The following is a 13,957-nucleotide window of genomic DNA, read 5'->3' on the forward strand; positions in this document are numbered from 1 at the left end:
CGATTCATCGAGCGGCCTCCGTCGCGCGTCCGTTCCCTTTTTGGATGAACCAACCATGTGCGCGGTGTACGACGCGCGACTAACCCGCCTTCAAAGGTGCATAAACGAGCAGCCCGCCGCCGCCGAACGCAATCCAGGCAAGATCGCGGCGTCGCACCGCGCGCAGGCCGGCGACCAGCTCTCGCCAGAGCAATATCAGGACAAGCCTGTCGTGCCGCATTGGTCCGTCATCATGTTTCCGATGTTGAAATAGGTCACGGCAATTGTGCCGCGAGTGCGGCGACCGCTCATCCGCCGCCGGCCGGCTTCGCGTTGACGTTCTTCATGGCGGCAAGCAGATAATCCTGCACCGTTGCCTGAAGATTGGTCGTGGCGGCGCGCACCGCGGCCATCGCCTGCCTGACCGCCGCCTCGTCGAAGGGTTGCGCCTTCTCGGCCGCCGTCAGGTCGGCGCGCGCCGCGCGCAGCTGCCGCAGCGCTTCGAACGTGCGGGCGCGGTTGTCGCGCATGACCGCACGGAACTCCTTGCGCACCTCAGGTGAATAGGCGCCCGCAACCTCCGCCAGCAGCCCGCGCGCAACGGCCGCCTGGCGCAGGCCATGCGTGGCATAGCCAATGAAGAAGAAGTTGAGGGCAAGCGACAGCGCGAGTACAACCAGCACGGCCGCCCAGGTCCATGAGCGCCTGGTCATAGCGGATCCCCCTCGCCCGGATCGGCCGTGATCGCTGACCCTCCGTCATCTGCAAGCCTGGCGCCCGCAGCGAACGCCAGAAGTTCGGAATCCTGGGACTGGTCCTGAAGGCGCGCCACCTGGTAGCCGGCGATTGTCGCAGTGACAAGCAAGGCGGCGGCGCAAGCGGCAAGGCCCGTCGGCGCAAAGAGGAAGCGCGGCACCAGCGAAGGACGCGCCGCGCCGCGATCGATGCGCGCCATCACCTTGCGCGCCAAAGCGCGGTCGTCGCCCTCGACCAGCGCGGCCTGCCGCACGAGCCTGTCGAGCGCCGCGTCGGCGCCGGCATCGCCTTCCAGCGCCATGAATGCCAGGGCCGGGCCTTTCAAGGACGCCGGCCAGGCGTCGATGTCGTCGCCGAAGCGGCGCCGGTTGTTCTCGAATTCCTCGCGTGTCATGAGGACTTCCTTTCGCGGCCCCCGGCCGCATCTGCCAAATGATCCCTGAGCGCGCGGCGTCCGCGCACGAGCAACTGCTCGACCGAGCCCGCGCTGGCGCCCATCACCTCGGCTATCGCCGCGATGTCAAGCTCGCCCACCGCCCGCAGAAGCAGCGCCATCCGCTGGCGCTCCGGCAGGCGCGACAGGCCATCGCGCACGATCGCCAACTCCTGCCTTGCCGCCGTCGCGGTCTCGGCATTCGCTTCCAGCGCGGCCGGCTCCTCGCCGATGTCGTCCAGGCCGAAGAAATTGCGCAGCGCGCGGCGCCGGCGCTGGTCAATGCAGCGGTTGGCCGTGATCCGGTAGAGCCATGTCGAGGCGCGCGCCCTGCCGGGATCGAAGCGCGCGGCCTGTTTCCAGACGGTCACGAACACCTCCTGCACCACGTCCTCGGCATCGGCCGCATGGCCGAGATAACGCGTGGCGAATGTCCGCAGCCCACGGCCGTGACGGGCCATGAGCGCGGACAAAGCCGCCTGGCTGCCCGCGGCGATGCGGGCCAGAAGCTCCTCGTCGCCATTGGAGGCTTCATCCCGCACGGCGGCGGGCACCGGTCGAGGAGCCCCCGGCGGCGAGGGAGAAATCTGCGACGATCCGGCTCGGGAGAAGAACGAATTCCGACGTCAAGTCCACCACCAGATATCAGCGGCGCCAACGGCGGAAGCCGTGAACCGTGTTGCCGTTCGGGCCCGTGAAGCTGCCGACAGAACGGCCGCCAAACGGTCCGGCCGCGCTGTAGCGCTGACCTGAAACGGTCTTGCCGTTCGGCCCGGTGGCAGAATAGCTCCTGGAGCAGCGGTCAACAACGCCGGCCTTGCAGGTTGAATTGGACGTGTAGGTGCCGCCGTTCGGTCCGGTGCGCGTGGTCGAGCCGGTGTAGATATTGCCGTCCCGGTCGACGCTGCGGCTCAGTTCGCCGCCATGCGCGGTCTTGCGCGTCCACTCCTCGGCGGAGGCCGGGGAAGCGGCCGACCAGACGACCATTGCGCCAAGGCAAAGCAGCGGAAGTTTGAGTCTTGAAAGCATGTCATTTCCTTTCTGGCAGGCAGGTTGGTCAGTTGGCGTGAGCAGCCACGATCTTGCGGATCGCCGCGATCTCGTCGGCGGAGAGCCTGCCGTCGCCATTGCGGTCGGCGAGATCGAAGAGCGGCGTGCTGGCCTGGAACTCGCTCTCGGTGACCTTGCCGTCGCCATTCCTGTCCATGCGCCGCCAGCGATTGCCGAGGCGGGCCTCGGCTGCCAGGGCGCGGTCATCGATGGCCTGGCGGGCGGTCTCGATCTCGTTCTCGTCGATGACGCCGTCGCCATTGCGGTCGAGCCTTTTGAAGAGACGTTCACGGGCGCCAAGGATCTCGTCCTTCGATATCGCCCCGTCGCCATTGGTGTCGAGGCGCTGGAGGATGCGCTGGCCGGGCATGTCCTGCGCCGCGGCGGCGCAGATCGGCGTGAGGCCTAGAAGCAGGCCCGCAAGGATCGCTGAGCGTTTCATGGGTGGTTCCTTTCGATTGTGACGTCGCGGGGGAGCGACTGTCGGCCAATACGCAGCCCGGTTCGTGCTCCTACGCCGACGTCCGGATTTTTTTGGCGGCCGCCATACCGCGGTGCCCCGTGCATCGACCTTCCGAAAAATTCGAAGACGGCGCGTAGGAGCCGGCGAACTCTTGCGTAGGAGACGCTGCAAGGACGGTCCGCGGCGGGCCGTCGATTTCAGCGGAGACCCAGATGACCAAGATCGTGACCGCCTTTGCGGGGCTGCTTCTGTGCGGCTGCAGCGCATTCGCAGCCGACCAAGGCGCCAGGGAGGCGTTCCGGCGCATCGACACCAATGGCGACCGAAAGCTCGAATTCAGCGAGATCCAGGCAGCGCGGGCGCTGATGTTCGACCGGCTGGACGCCAACCACAATGGCGTGCTCGACCCCGACGAGGTGCAGGCGGCCATGGCACAGGTCAAGGCGAAGCGCGACGTGCAGGCCGGACGGTTCACGGGGCTGCAGGCCGAGGCGGGGCGCATGGACCGCAACGGCGACGGCAAAATCTCGCGCGACGAATTCACGGCCGCCATTCCCGACCGGCTGCTGCAGGCAGACACCGACGGCGACGGCGCGCTTTCGATTTCCGAACTGCGGGCGCTGAAGCGCCCGTGATCCATGCCAAACCAAATCAGAGGAGACTATCGATGAAGAGAATGATCACTGCTTTCTGCGGCCTGATGCTCGGCGCCGTGATCTTGGCCTCGCCGGCCGAGGCCATGCCGCTTGCGGCGCCGGCAGTTCCGGCGTCCGTGACCAGCCAGGCAACGCCGGTCTGGTACCGGCGCGGTTTCTACGTTGTCGGCGGCGCCTATTACTACAATGGTTACCGGGGTTATTGGCGTGTACGGCCCGGCTACCGCTACTACAATGGCTACTGGTTCCCGGCCGCCGCCTTCGCGGCCGGCGTGGCGGCCGCCACGGTAGCGCCACCCCCGCCCCCCGCGGCGCGCCTGGCGGCCGCCCATGTGCGCTGGTGCTTTGACCACTACCGCTCCTACCGCGCCTGGGATAACAGCTACCAGCCCTATGACGGCCCTCTACAGCAATGCCGGTCGCCCTATAATTGAAACGCGGCGCTGCCGTCATCGACCCCGGAAGGAGGCTCGCCCATGCAGAACCGCTCCATGCCTGCCAATACGGTCATACCGGTGCTTGCCTACCCAGATGTGGAAGCGGCGAGTCGTTGGCTCTGCGAAGCCTTCGGATTCGAATTGCGGCTGACGATCGGCAATCATCGCGTCCAGCTCGGCTTCGGCGACGGGGGCGTCGTGGTCACGACCCTGAAGAGCGGCGGATCCGCGCTGTCGCCCGGCGACGAGAGATTCTCGGTGATGGTGCGTGTCGAGGATGTCGATGCGCACCACCTCCGCGCGATGCGCCGCGGCGCCATGGCGCTGACCGCGCCGACGAGCTACCCCTATGGCGAACGGCAATATTCCTGCCGCGATCTCGCCGGCCACGCCTGGACTTTCTCGCAGACGATCGCCGATGTCGCGCCCGAGGAATGGGGCGGCAGAACCGAGCGTCACGTCTCAACGGATTCAGACGACACGCTTTAAGCGTTGTTTTGACGTATGCCGCTGCCTGCATGGGCGCAAAGCTGTCGTTGGGAATACTTAGGCGCTCGTGCTGACGCGCGCTATCAGCAAGGCACACGTGCCAGAGGTCGACACCTCTTATCCGAAAATCGAATCTACTGACCCACCTTGTCCATAAGCAAATGCAACTCGGGCTGCGGCGCGATCCAGAAAGTTCGAAAAGCTTCCAAGAACCCCAGGCGAATTGGATGCGCTCTGTGGCTTGGTCTCCGTGACATCCATCTAACAGTATCCGCTGGTGGAATTTCTCTCGGCATCGCTCAAAATTGCGGTATACGACAGATGCGTGGGGCGAGCTTTATCCCTATCGTAGGAGCTGATACTTGAGCGATCAAAACGAAGCCCAAACGGCCGATCTCGTCGGGCTGACTGCAGACATTGTCTCTGCCTATGTAAGCCAAAATCCACTACCCGTTGCTGCGTTGTCAGATCTCATCGCGTCGATCCATTCGTCACTGACAGGCCTTGGCCAGCCGAATGTGGCCGAGCTGCCGAAACAGGAGCCAGCCATCAATCCGAAACGGTCGGTAGCGCCGGACTACATCATCTGCCTCGAAGACGGGAAGAAATTCAAATCGCTAAAACGGCATCTCTCGGTACACTACGGACTCTCTCCGGATGAATATCGCGAGAAATGGGGATTGAAGCAGGATTACCCTATGGTTGCGCCGAATTACGCGGCTCAAAGATCAACACTTGCGAAGGCGGCGGGGCTAGGACGCAAACCGCAGCCGGTCTCTGCTAAAAAAGTCCCTGCCAAGCGCAAGTCCAGGGCCTAGTAGAGACAAGCTTCTGGAGCGTCCCACCTTGGGCGCTCTGGTTTTTCGACCAAAACGACCCACCGGCGACGTGCCGGGGGCGCACCACCTTATACCAGGCGCTCTTCGACGTTTAAATTCTCGACTGAGCATCGCCGATAGTAGAAGAGTGCTTCCTCGATAGTGGGTCTCGGAATGTAGCGGTCTACCGACTCGAACCCCAGAATTCGTATTGCTCAAGTTCGCATAGCTGCGGATAGAGACATCGAACTTCCATCATAAGCGAACGCAATTCACCTGGAGGCGCAAGGCAGAAAGTTCGAAAAGCTTCCAGGAACCCCCAAATTGCAGAACCGCTTTTGGGGTCGCAAGCGGACTGACGGGTTCGGGGCTAGACCTGAAAAGCCGACGGATGCTCCCAACATGTCTCGGTCGTCAACTTCCGAACATGAGGACAACGGTATCGCTGGATGCCAGAACCGCTGCTATCACACCTTGAAAGTGCCCGCATCCGCTGTGGCGTCGACGTCGGTAATCAACATATGCCCTGGCGATACCGTGATCGAGATCGCGAGTTCGGCGCGAGCAAGTGCATCTTGCGCGGTCAGGCTGCTGGCCCAGAACACTGGGACCTCCCCTTCCAGGATTTCGACCGCATCGCCCCAATCGGGAGCGGTCAGATCTCTTACTCCGATAATCGATGGATCTCCGACATGGATGGGAGAACCGTGGGCAAGCGGGAAGCGTGCGGTGAGGGCGCGAACCTTGTCGACATCGCAGCGTCTCATGGGACGCATGGACACGACCATCTCGCCACCAAAAGGTCCCGCGCCGCGCGTCATGATCTTGGTCCGAAACTTTGGGAGGGCTTTGCCGTGGCCGATGCTGCGGAGCTTGACGCCCTTTTCCACGAGGGCCGCTTCGACGGTAAGCGCACTGCCGAGCGCGAAGGCGGCAAAATCGTCCCGCCAAAGGTCGATGATATCTGTCCTCTGACGGATCACCTCCCCAAAGTGATAGATATTGTATTGCGGAGCATCGGTGCGGATATCGATATCGCCTAGCGCTGGAAGCAATGGGCTGCCGGCGCGGCTTACCGCGACCAAGGGGCAGGCTTTAGGGTTGCGGACGCAAAACTGATGGAAATCGCTTGCAAAGCGACGGGGCACAATCACGACGTTGGCTTGAAGCTTGCCTCTTGCAAGCCCTCCTGTGCGCCCTTCATATTCGCCCGTCCTGACCAGTGTCCGCAGTTTGTCTGCATCGACTAGCCGCAAATTGTCATAGAACAATGAAGTGACTTGGCGAGGCATGGTTTCCGAAAATACGCACGTTTCAGGAAAGAGTGTAGGATCATGGCGACCTAGCGGATTGTCAAATCAACAGAATCTTTCCTCGTCGATAAATTGTATTTATTGCTTAGATGGCAAAGTCTAAGTTATTAGCAGTTTTGCATAGACATACTGACTCTCACTGACAATCGCGGCAGCCGATCGCTTCGATCTGCCGGCCCGCTTCGTGCAGAAAGGCGAGATCGCGATTCATGTAAGAGAGAAGGAAAGCCGCGTAGAGGACGAAGACGAGGCTGAAGACCAATGTCTTGACGACCAGCGAAAGCGCAAAAACATTCAGGTGCGGTGAGGCACGCGCCAGGAAGGCCAGCACAATATCAGACAAGAGCATGCTGATGATGAGCGGGAAAACGAGGGTCAGCGCCATCACCAGGATGCGGTTCATGAGATCGAGAAAGATTCCAGCCGCGTCCTTGCTGAACACAGGCAGAAGATGATCGATCGGCCAAAGACCATAGCTGTCGTAGAGGCCTGTCAGCGAAAGCTGCAGGCCGCCGGCTGCAAGGTAGATCGTGACCATGATGATGGCGAGCAAGGTGCCCGTGGCCCCTGTCTCATGGGTCATCATCGGATCGATCAGCGCACCCATCGAGGAGCCGCGCTGCAGATCCAGTATATCGCCCGCCGCTTCCGCCGCCCAGAACGGTATGCCCATCGCCAGCCCGAGTGTCACCCCGACCACGACCTCCTTGAGCATGTACAGCACGATCATCGTCATCGGCAGATCGGTGGTCGTCAGCTTGCTCACGATCATCGGAAAGACCGGAACCGCCAGCGCCAACGCAACACCATTGCGCAGAAGTCCTGACAGGGGCACACGCGAAAAAAGCGGCATGAGCAGCATGAACCCGGTCATGCGCGCGAGCGCGAAAGCACCTGCCAGAAGATAGAACTGGAGCTCTTTGACCGAGGTGAAGAGCGGTTCGACCGGCATCCTCGTATCTCAGCGGGTGACGATGGGAAACTCGTCCAGCGCGGTCGACGCCTGTTGCGCAATCTGCTGCGCGAGCAATGGACCAAAGACGATGATAACCAGAAGGATGACGACGAGCTTTATCGTCTGCGGCAGCGACTGATCTTGAATCTGTGTCAGTGCCTGGGCAAGGCCGACGAGCACGCCGACGGCCAGTGCCGCGACGATGGCCGGGCTGGAGGCCAGCAAAACCGTGAGAAGCGCGCCTTGGACCTTCGCCAGAATAAAATCATTGCTCATGCGAAAACCCCCGGCGGCGTCATGAGTAGCTCAGGATGAGGCCATGCATCAGCCGCGACCAGCCGTCTATCGCGACGAAAAGGAACAGTTTCAGCGGGATCGAAATCAGGACCGGCGAAACCATGATCATGCCGAGCGTCATCAGCACGTTCGCAACGACGATATCGATGATCAGGAAAGGCAGATAAAGTAGGAAGCCGATCTCGAAGGCACGGGTAAGCTCGGATGCGACAAAGGCAGGGACAAGGATTGACAGGTCGTCGTCCTTGAGGTTTTGCCGCGCCTGTTCCGGCCAAAGGCGGTTCGTTCCGTCGAGAAAGAATTGCCGCTCCTGCGGCTGGGTGAACTTCATGAGGTGGCGCTGCAACGGCTCCCTGACGAGTTGTGCTGCCCTGGCAAGGTCATCCGTCGTCTGGAACTGCACCTGTCCTTCCTGAAGCCGGCTCGACATTTCGCTCAGCAATGGCGTGGTGACATAGACCGTCAGCACGAGCGCTATGCCATAGAGCACCAGATTGGGCGGCATCTGCTGAACGCCGAGCGCGTTGCGGATGAGGAACAGCACGACCGATATCTTCAGGAAGCCCGTCATCGTGACGACTGCCAGAGGCAGCAACCCAACCACACCGACGGCGATAAGGATTCCAAGCAGGTTGGGCGAGTTATCAAGCATTGTCGAACATGCGCAGGACCCGCACGCCCAGGCTTTCTCCGATCCGCGCGATCTCGCCGCGGCCGACACGCCTGCCATTGGCAAGGATGTCGACAGTCGCCTCGGTTACCTCGACGAGCGGAATGATGGCGCCGGGCGCAAGCTGCCTTACTTCTCCAAGAGGCATTGCCGTGCGGCCGACCTCGAAGGCAAGGACGACCGGCAATTCGTCCAAAGTCGATTCTTCCAAGGTGTCCGGCGGCGGCGTATTCTGGTTCATGGCCCACTCCCAGTTCGATCCAGTGATTGCGGTCGGCGCGGCAAGCAATTGCGGGCCGCCGGCGGTCAGGCCCACCGGCGCGAAAAGGCGCTCGGCAATGATGAGCGTCGCCACGCCCTCTTCCGCCGTGTCGTCGAACAGCACCACATCGTCAGCCTGCAGGCTTTGAAGCTCGCCAATGGTGATCGCAAGCGGACCGCGCCAAAGACGGACCGACAGCGGAAATTCGGCCGGGATCGGCGGCCTGGTTTTGCCGAGCTCGTCGAGAAGGCGGCCGATCCGTACCGGCAGACCGGTGTCATTCGTCGTCAGGACGCAGCCTATGGTGTCATCCTTGTCGGTCAGGGCGAAAGCGAATGGAGTTTCCCCCGAAACGGCATCTCCCGGTGCCAGCGAGGTGATCGCGATCTTCTCGCCCAGTCTGGCCTCGATATATTCGAGATCGTCTTCGAACGTGGCCTCCAACAGGAGCGCGGCGTGGGCCGGCGCAAGCCGTTTCATATCGACCGCCCCGTCGACCCTGGCGAGACCTCGCTCGACAACAGAAAGCGGCAGGCGCAATTGCCCGGCCATGTCCCCGACGGTGAAGCCAACAGCGCATAGCGGCTGGTTCGCGGAATTCAGCCCCGGCCAGGCGGCCGCGATCGCCATGGCCTTCCCGGCAATCGTGATCTGCGCGGCAGTGCGGCGACGGTAGAAGGCGTTCAACGCCCCGACATCCGCGGTCGCTACGGTTACTAAAGTCAGTGGCTCTCCGCTGCTCGACTGTGCCGCCGCGCGTTTCGCCGGTTTTGCCCGCGCTTTCGTTCTTGCCGGCGCGAAGTCTTGAGGCATCACATCCATATCAATCACGGATTGGGCTATCGTTCTGTGGACAAGCGCGGCTGGCCGCGCTCCTCTTCCTCGGAAAGCTCGGCGAGGGCCTGGCGGCGACGCGCGTTGCGTTTGGCCAATTGCTCCGACAGCCTGTCCAGCTTGGTCACAGCCTTGATGTTCGCACGGTGGTCGTTGCGGGCTGCCGACAGCTCGACTTTCCGTCGCTTCTCGACGACGCCGGCCATTTTCTCGCCTTCCCGCAACTGCCCGGTTTTCCTGGCGGCGACCTCGAACCGTCCCTGCAGCCGGTGGAGGCTGGCGGCATTCACCGGCTGCCCGACCAGCGCATCGAAGGCCGCATCCTCGGCGTTAGCAGTGCGCAGGAGGTGTTCCGTGACGGCCGCGGCCGCCTCCTGAACTTCCCTCGCGGCCTGGTTGGCGGCGGCGCGCCTTATGATCACCTCTTCCTGTGCGCGCTCCTGGCGGCGGCGTCTGAGGTCGCGCAGTCGAGCGATCATGTCAGGCTCCTTCATTGACGATCTCCCGCATGCGCTGGCGTGTCCCGTCGATGGTCTCATATGTTGCGGACGGCTGGCGCAGGAAGGCGTTGATGGCATCGATCTTCGCTACCGCCTCGTCCGCCACGGCATCGTTGCCCTTTTCGTACTCGCCGACGCGCAGGAGCAGTTCGATGTCGGCATAGCGGGCGAGCAGTTCGCGCAAGCGGCCGGCGTCAGCCCGATGTGCCGGCGGCACGACGGCATCCATCAGGCGGCTTCGGCTGCGCAGGACGTCGATGGCGGGAAAATGGTTGCGTTGCGCAAGCTCGTTCGACAGGAAGACGTGGCCGTCGAGCAGCGCCTGGATTTCCTCGGCGACCGGATCAAGCGTGCCGTCGCCTTCCAGGAGAACGCTGTAGAGGCTTGTGATGGACCCGACTCGACCGGGGCCCGAGCGCTCGAGCAGACGCGGCAGGACCGCAAACAGCGAAGACGGGAAACCACGGCGCGTCGGCGGCTCGCCCGAGGCCAGGCCGATCTCGCGCTGCGCACGCGCAAACCGCGTTATGTTGTCCATCGCAAGCAGCACATGCTTGCCCTGGTCCCGAAAAAATTCGGCTATGGTTGTCGCCACATAGGCGGCCTTGACACGCTCGATGGCGGGCCGGTCCGAAGTTGCGACGACGACGATCGCCCGCTCGCGCCCTTCCGATCCAAGCTGGTGTTCGAGGAATTCACGCACCTCGCGCCCGCGCTCGCCAACCAGGGCGACCACGGCGACATCGGCGTCGGTGCCGCTGACGATATCGGAAAGCAGGATGGACTTGCCGACGCCTGGCTCGCCGAAGATACCGACGCGCTGCCCGCGTGCGCAGGTGAGCAGCCCGTCGAGGGCGCGGATTCCGAGCTGGATCGGCTCGGAAATCAGACTGCGCTCCAGCGGGGATGGCGGATAGGCATTGACCGGATAGCTGCCGACAATGCCGTCCGGCGAAAGCGGCTTGCCATCCAAAGGTTCGCCGAACGCGCTGATCACCCGGCCCAGAAGGCCGGGGCCGACGGGCACCAGCTGGTCCTTCCCGGTCGCAACGACTTCGGTTAGGCTTGAAAGCCCGGTCAGATCGCCCAGTGGAACAAGGACCGCCATCTCATCCATGAGGCCTACGACTTCCGCCTTGGTCGTCCGGCCGGTTCTGGGGTCGACCAGCTCGCATATCTCACCGATCCTGGCTTCTTCGACGGTCGCATGAATGACCGTTCCGGTGACCCGCCGGACACGTCCTTTGCGGGGACGGCTCGAATCGTCGCGAAGGCCAGAACGGAGGTTTGGAATGATGGACGCCAGACGGCTTTCGATATCGATGGCGGGACCTGTCATGCCGGCGCCTCGGCCCTTGACCGGATTGCGGCGGCGACGGCATCGAGCTGGGCGTCGATGCTGGCGTCAATGACGGCGATATCGGTCGAGAGGATGCAGGCCGCCGGCGCCAGCGCATCATCCGCATCGATTTCAACCATCATACCCAGATCGCTGTTGCGCAAGACCGTGTCCAGCTCCTCGCGGACCCGGTCCACGGAAGCGGGATGGACACGGATTTTCAGATATCTGGCACGGCGAATTTCGGTCACGGCCTGTCCAGCAGCCCTCGCGACAAGCGTGCCGACGTCGAACTCCCCCAGAATTCGCCTGACGACCTCGAGGGCGAGCCCGGTGACTTCGGCTTCGAGCCCGCCGAGATAGCGATCCACCTTGACTGCCGTTTCGCTTATCAGCCGGCTGGCATCCGCGTCGCCTTGCGCCTTGCCGTCCTCATAACCCTGAGCGTATTCGGCTGCGTAGGCGCGCAGGGCGGCTTCGCGCATTTGCTGGGCATCACGCCTCGCGGCATCGAGAAATGCATATCCATCCTGCCAGGCCCGCGCTTCAGCGGCGCGCAGGATGCGGGCATAGGGGCGCCTTGGTATTTCAACGGTCGCGGTGTCCGCTTCGGCCATCGCGCTAACCCATCGCTCGCCGCACAATTGCCGGACCGGCCTCGATGAACGGCTTGGCGGTCCGGTCGACGAATTCGTGCGGCATGAGCTTGATGCGGACGCGCGCGCCTGTCTCGCCGGGCATCGCCTGGCACCATCCGCCAAGGCAGCTCAAACCATCGGCATAGACACGACCGCGGATATCCTCAAGCGGGTGCAACGGCCGCGTTGGACCGGCCAGATCGCGATTGGCAACCGCAAAAGTGCAGAGATCCGCGCCCAGCGCAGTCTGCAACGCATCGGCTTCGCGCCCGTCAATGGCGGCGGCAAGATTGCCGGCCCAGTAGATCGCACCCGAGCGAAGAGCTAGGTCCTCCAATTCCTCGCCCGACGACAAGGCAATCGCCCGATCCACGTAGTCCGACGGTTCATCGGTCGCGCAAGAGAGCCGGTAGTGATCGAGCAAAAGCTTCGACAACCGCTCATGCAGGCGTTGCGACTGCAACATGCGCTGGCACGCAGCTTCGCTGATCGCATCGTCAAAGCATTCGGCGAGTCGGGCCGCGTCCGCATAGGATGCGAGGCTAGAGATGAAGGCCTGCCATTCCGGGCTGGCCGCTTGCTCCGAGCCGGCCCCGGTCATGCCTTCCTCGCGGGGACTGCGGAAGCTTCAAGGGCGTAGACATTAGGCCGTCGATACCACTGCAGGTACGCCAACCGGGCGGCCAGCGCGAGTATCGCGGCCGCCATGCCGTAGAACAGCCACATCGCCGCCGCCACGCTGTCCGGATGCAGCCAGAGACCAAGGAAAGTTATGAACCCTGGCTCAGATTCCTGCTCCGGGGCGGTCGCGGCGACCGAAATGAGCGTGACGGAGACATTGTCGTAGGTCAGCCCGGCGATGCCCTTGGCCACCAGCATCTTGACCTGCGGGATCAGCTCGTTCATCGGCACCGATGCGCGATGCCTGATGAATACCGACGCGGACGACGGCACCAACTGCTGCCTCAGCGGATCATTCTCGGGCAGGACCAGGTGAACCCGCGCGGAAAGCACGCCGTCGATTTCGGAGATTGTCTGCGACAGCTCCTGGCTCAGGCCATAGATCATCGTTGCCCGCTCTTCCACCGGCGAAGATACGAGCCCGCCTCTCTTGAATACGTCGCCGAGCGTCTGGAATTCCTGTTTGGGTAGACCGCTTTCGTCGAGAAGGGCCATTGCCTCGGCAAAGCGGCCCTTCTGCACCGAAACCGTCATCTTGCCGTCCTTGCCGGCCTCGCGCTGGGCCAAAATCCCGTGACGCATTAGCGTGGCCACGATTTCGTTGGCCTGCCGCTGATCGAGGTTGGAATAGAGTTCCACCGAACAGGCCTGGAGCATCAGCATGCCGGCGACGACAAGCGCCACGCGGCACCGTGCGGCACATCGATTGAACAGCGCCGACCGTCGCGACTGGAACAATTCGGGCACGAGCATTCCGCGGCGCCTACTGTTGCTTGATCAACGTGCTGGTGGACGACGTCACGGCCTTCACGCTGCTGGTCACGACTTCCAGATTGGCTGCTGCCCACATCACCGAAATGGATCGCTCGAGCAGGTGCTGGGCATTCTTTGCCGGCGCATTTTCGGCTTCCTTGCCTGCCGCGGCGGCATCCGGCGTGGCGGCGGTCTCGGCTTGCGCCGGGATGTTCGCCTTGCCAAGGGCCTTTTGGACCTGCTGCATGGTTCCTTCCAGCGACTGGACAGCGGAGCCGAACAAGGCCGAGGGATCCGTGGCCGGGCCCCCTCCGGTCTTTTCCACCTCGGCCAGATAGTCGAAGAGTTTGCGCTCAACGATCGGCTCCGTCCTTCCCGGTTTTGAGGACTGTCCAGCCGTTGCCGGACTGGCGCCGGACGATGCCTGTGCCACCTGCTGACCCGCACGTGTGGCGACATCACCGCGCTCAGGCGTGTTGACCTTCGCGGCGTCGTGCTTTTCCTGCTTGGCTCCGACCATTCCGTTGCCAGGCTGCGCTGCAGCGCCGGCGGTGATCTGCTGTTGTGAGCTTATGCTGGTGGTCAAGTTTGCAAGCGTAGCTTCCAGAGCTCCAATCGGCGCGATTTGCATGGA

At 62.9% G+C, this 13,957-nt stretch carries 21 protein-coding genes; 5 read left to right on the forward strand and 16 right to left on the reverse strand.

The annotated features are described in order from the left end of the window. The first annotated feature begins 40 nt into the window (after window positions 1-40). Entirely contained in the window at window positions 41-253 is a 213-nt protein-coding gene (locus FJV80_RS34450; protein WP_185975148.1) for a hypothetical protein, read from the forward strand. A 34-nt stretch (window positions 254-287) separates the two neighbouring features. Here FJV80_RS34450 and FJV80_RS07295 read toward each other — a convergent pair whose 3' ends face one another. The 5 genes from FJV80_RS07295 to FJV80_RS07315 form a co-directional block, all read right to left on the reverse strand. Further along, window positions 288-692 carry a periplasmic heavy metal sensor gene (locus FJV80_RS07295; protein WP_142875982.1) on the reverse strand — a complete coding sequence of 135 codons (405 nt, stop codon included), beginning with the start codon at window positions 690-692 and terminating at the stop codon, window positions 288-290. Further along, window positions 689-1,129, reverse strand: a complete 441-nt coding sequence (locus FJV80_RS07300; protein ID WP_142875983.1) for a hypothetical protein — start codon at window positions 1,127-1,129, stop codon at window positions 689-691. The genes FJV80_RS07295 and FJV80_RS07300 overlap by 4 nt, the downstream gene beginning before the upstream one ends. Beyond that, window positions 1,126-1,722 (reverse strand): sigma-70 family RNA polymerase sigma factor, encoded by a 597-nt coding sequence (locus FJV80_RS07305; RefSeq protein WP_095774402.1) that lies wholly within the window; start codon window positions 1,720-1,722, stop codon window positions 1,126-1,128. The genes FJV80_RS07300 and FJV80_RS07305 overlap by 4 nt, the downstream gene beginning before the upstream one ends. A gap of 91 nt (window positions 1,723-1,813) precedes the next feature. Further along, window positions 1,814-2,197 (reverse strand): hypothetical protein, encoded by a 384-nt coding sequence (locus FJV80_RS07310; protein WP_095788775.1) that lies wholly within the window; start codon window positions 2,195-2,197, stop codon window positions 1,814-1,816. A gap of 28 nt (window positions 2,198-2,225) precedes the next feature. Then, on the reverse strand, window positions 2,226-2,660 hold the full coding sequence (locus FJV80_RS07315; RefSeq protein ID WP_095793054.1) for an EF-hand domain-containing protein: 435 nt from the start codon (window positions 2,658-2,660) through the stop codon (window positions 2,226-2,228). A 233-nt stretch (window positions 2,661-2,893) separates the two neighbouring features. Here FJV80_RS07315 and FJV80_RS07320 point away from each other — a divergent pair, with 233 nt between their 5' ends. The 4 genes from FJV80_RS07320 to FJV80_RS07335 all read left to right on the forward strand — a co-directional run bounded on the left by FJV80_RS07320 (window position 2,894) and on the right by FJV80_RS07335 (window position 5,081). Next, window positions 2,894-3,316, forward strand: a complete 423-nt coding sequence (locus FJV80_RS07320; protein WP_142875984.1) for an EF-hand domain-containing protein — start codon at window positions 2,894-2,896, stop codon at window positions 3,314-3,316. Window positions 3,317-3,348: 32 nt separating this feature from the next. After that, a complete protein-coding gene (locus FJV80_RS07325) occupies window positions 3,349-3,771 on the forward strand; it encodes a BA14K family protein (protein WP_095774398.1) in 423 nt (140 codons plus the stop codon). A 42-nt stretch (window positions 3,772-3,813) separates the two neighbouring features. Continuing rightward, complete coding sequence (locus FJV80_RS07330) at window positions 3,814-4,263, forward strand: VOC family protein (RefSeq protein WP_142875985.1); 450 nt, start codon at window positions 3,814-3,816, stop codon at window positions 4,261-4,263. A 362-nt stretch (window positions 4,264-4,625) separates the two neighbouring features. Then, entirely contained in the window at window positions 4,626-5,081 is a 456-nt protein-coding gene (locus FJV80_RS07335; RefSeq protein ID WP_095774396.1) for a MucR family transcriptional regulator, read from the forward strand. A 467-nt stretch (window positions 5,082-5,548) separates the two neighbouring features. On the opposite strand, the gene FJV80_RS07340 is transcribed toward FJV80_RS07335, so the two are convergent. From FJV80_RS07340 to FJV80_RS07390, 11 genes are all read right to left on the reverse strand, one after another. Further along, window positions 5,549-6,373 carry a DUF1445 domain-containing protein gene (locus FJV80_RS07340; RefSeq protein WP_142875986.1) on the reverse strand — a complete coding sequence of 275 codons (825 nt, stop codon included), beginning with the start codon at window positions 6,371-6,373 and terminating at the stop codon, window positions 5,549-5,551. 157 nt (window positions 6,374-6,530) lie between these two features. Then, a complete protein-coding gene (gene sctT, locus FJV80_RS07345) occupies window positions 6,531-7,346 on the reverse strand; it encodes a type III secretion system export apparatus subunit SctT (RefSeq protein WP_095788779.1) in 816 nt (271 codons plus the stop codon). A 9-nt stretch (window positions 7,347-7,355) separates the two neighbouring features. After that, window positions 7,356-7,625, reverse strand: a complete 270-nt coding sequence (locus tag FJV80_RS07350; RefSeq protein WP_095774393.1) for a flagellar biosynthetic protein FliQ — start codon at window positions 7,623-7,625, stop codon at window positions 7,356-7,358. A gap of 19 nt (window positions 7,626-7,644) precedes the next feature. Beyond that, window positions 7,645-8,298, reverse strand: a complete 654-nt coding sequence (gene sctR, locus FJV80_RS07355) for a type III secretion system export apparatus subunit SctR (protein WP_095774392.1) — start codon at window positions 8,296-8,298, stop codon at window positions 7,645-7,647. Next, window positions 8,291-9,265, reverse strand: a complete 975-nt coding sequence (gene sctQ, locus FJV80_RS07360) for a type III secretion system cytoplasmic ring protein SctQ (protein WP_185975149.1) — start codon at window positions 9,263-9,265, stop codon at window positions 8,291-8,293. Before sctQ ends, sctR begins: the two co-directional genes overlap by 8 nt. A gap of 152 nt (window positions 9,266-9,417) precedes the next feature. After that, a complete protein-coding gene (locus tag FJV80_RS07365; protein ID WP_142875988.1) occupies window positions 9,418-9,906 on the reverse strand; it encodes a hypothetical protein in 489 nt (162 codons plus the stop codon). After that, a complete protein-coding gene (locus FJV80_RS07370) occupies window positions 9,893-11,251 on the reverse strand; it encodes a FliI/YscN family ATPase (protein ID WP_095788782.1) in 1,359 nt (452 codons plus the stop codon). The genes FJV80_RS07365 and FJV80_RS07370 overlap by 14 nt, the downstream gene beginning before the upstream one ends. Continuing rightward, the gene (gene sctL, locus FJV80_RS07375; protein ID WP_142875989.1) at window positions 11,248-11,868 is read right to left on the reverse strand and encodes a type III secretion system stator protein SctL; all 621 of its coding nucleotides are present in this window, start codon (window positions 11,866-11,868) and stop codon (window positions 11,248-11,250) included. Before sctL ends, FJV80_RS07370 begins: the two co-directional genes overlap by 4 nt. Window positions 11,869-11,872: 4 nt before the next feature. After that, window positions 11,873-12,490, reverse strand: a complete 618-nt coding sequence (locus FJV80_RS07380; RefSeq protein WP_142875990.1) for a SctK family type III secretion system sorting platform protein — start codon at window positions 12,488-12,490, stop codon at window positions 11,873-11,875. After that, window positions 12,487-13,323 carry a type III secretion inner membrane ring lipoprotein SctJ gene (gene sctJ / locus FJV80_RS07385; protein ID WP_142875991.1) on the reverse strand — a complete coding sequence of 279 codons (837 nt, stop codon included), beginning with the start codon at window positions 13,321-13,323 and terminating at the stop codon, window positions 12,487-12,489. Before sctJ ends, FJV80_RS07380 begins: the two co-directional genes overlap by 4 nt. Before the next feature lie 10 nt (window positions 13,324-13,333). Further along, window positions 13,334-13,954 carry a hypothetical protein gene (locus FJV80_RS07390; protein WP_142875992.1) on the reverse strand — a complete coding sequence of 207 codons (621 nt, stop codon included), beginning with the start codon at window positions 13,952-13,954 and terminating at the stop codon, window positions 13,334-13,336. Between the last annotated feature and the right edge of the window lie 3 nt (window positions 13,955-13,957).

Source organism: Mesorhizobium sp. WSM4310 (genome assembly GCF_007003935.1).
GTDB lineage: Bacteria > Pseudomonadota > Alphaproteobacteria > Rhizobiales > Rhizobiaceae > Mesorhizobium.

What these genes read in the sequence shown, in the direction of transcription:
- FJV80_RS07295 (WP_142875982.1), bottom strand. Translation starts at nt 692, where the DNA reads ATGACCAGGCGCTCATGGACCTGGGCGGCCGTGCTGGTTGTACTCGCG.
- FJV80_RS07300 (WP_142875983.1), bottom strand. Translation starts at nt 1,129, where the DNA reads ATGACACGCGAGGAATTCGAGAACAACCGGCGCCGCTTCGGCGACGAC.
- FJV80_RS07310 (WP_095788775.1), bottom strand. Translation starts at nt 2,197, where the DNA reads ATGCTTTCAAGACTCAAACTTCCGCTGCTTTGCCTTGGCGCAATGGTC.
- FJV80_RS07315 (WP_095793054.1), bottom strand. Translation starts at nt 2,660, where the DNA reads ATGAAACGCTCAGCGATCCTTGCGGGCCTGCTTCTAGGCCTCACGCCG.
- FJV80_RS07320 (WP_142875984.1), top strand. Translation starts at nt 2,894, where the DNA reads ATGACCAAGATCGTGACCGCCTTTGCGGGGCTGCTTCTGTGCGGCTGC.
- FJV80_RS07325 (WP_095774398.1), top strand. Translation starts at nt 3,349, where the DNA reads ATGAAGAGAATGATCACTGCTTTCTGCGGCCTGATGCTCGGCGCCGTG.
- FJV80_RS07330 (WP_142875985.1), top strand. Translation starts at nt 3,814, where the DNA reads ATGCAGAACCGCTCCATGCCTGCCAATACGGTCATACCGGTGCTTGCC.
- FJV80_RS07340 (WP_142875986.1), bottom strand. Translation starts at nt 6,373, where the DNA reads ATGCCTCGCCAAGTCACTTCATTGTTCTATGACAATTTGCGGCTAGTC.
- sctT (WP_095788779.1), bottom strand. Translation starts at nt 7,346, where the DNA reads ATGCCGGTCGAACCGCTCTTCACCTCGGTCAAAGAGCTCCAGTTCTAT.
- FJV80_RS07350 (WP_095774393.1), bottom strand. Translation starts at nt 7,625, where the DNA reads ATGAGCAATGATTTTATTCTGGCGAAGGTCCAAGGCGCGCTTCTCACG.
- sctR (WP_095774392.1), bottom strand. Translation starts at nt 8,298, where the DNA reads ATGCTTGATAACTCGCCCAACCTGCTTGGAATCCTTATCGCCGTCGGT.
- FJV80_RS07365 (WP_142875988.1), bottom strand. Translation starts at nt 9,906, where the DNA reads ATGAAGGAGCCTGACATGATCGCTCGACTGCGCGACCTCAGACGCCGC.
- FJV80_RS07370 (WP_095788782.1), bottom strand. Translation starts at nt 11,251, where the DNA reads ATGACAGGTCCCGCCATCGATATCGAAAGCCGTCTGGCGTCCATCATT.
- sctL (WP_142875989.1), bottom strand. Translation starts at nt 11,868, where the DNA reads ATGGCCGAAGCGGACACCGCGACCGTTGAAATACCAAGGCGCCCCTAT.
- FJV80_RS07380 (WP_142875990.1), bottom strand. Translation starts at nt 12,490, where the DNA reads ATGACCGGGGCCGGCTCGGAGCAAGCGGCCAGCCCGGAATGGCAGGCC.
- sctJ (WP_142875991.1), bottom strand. Translation starts at nt 13,323, where the DNA reads ATGCTCGTGCCCGAATTGTTCCAGTCGCGACGGTCGGCGCTGTTCAAT.
- FJV80_RS07390 (WP_142875992.1), bottom strand. Translation starts at nt 13,954, where the DNA reads ATGCAAATCGCGCCGATTGGAGCTCTGGAAGCTACGCTTGCAAACTTG.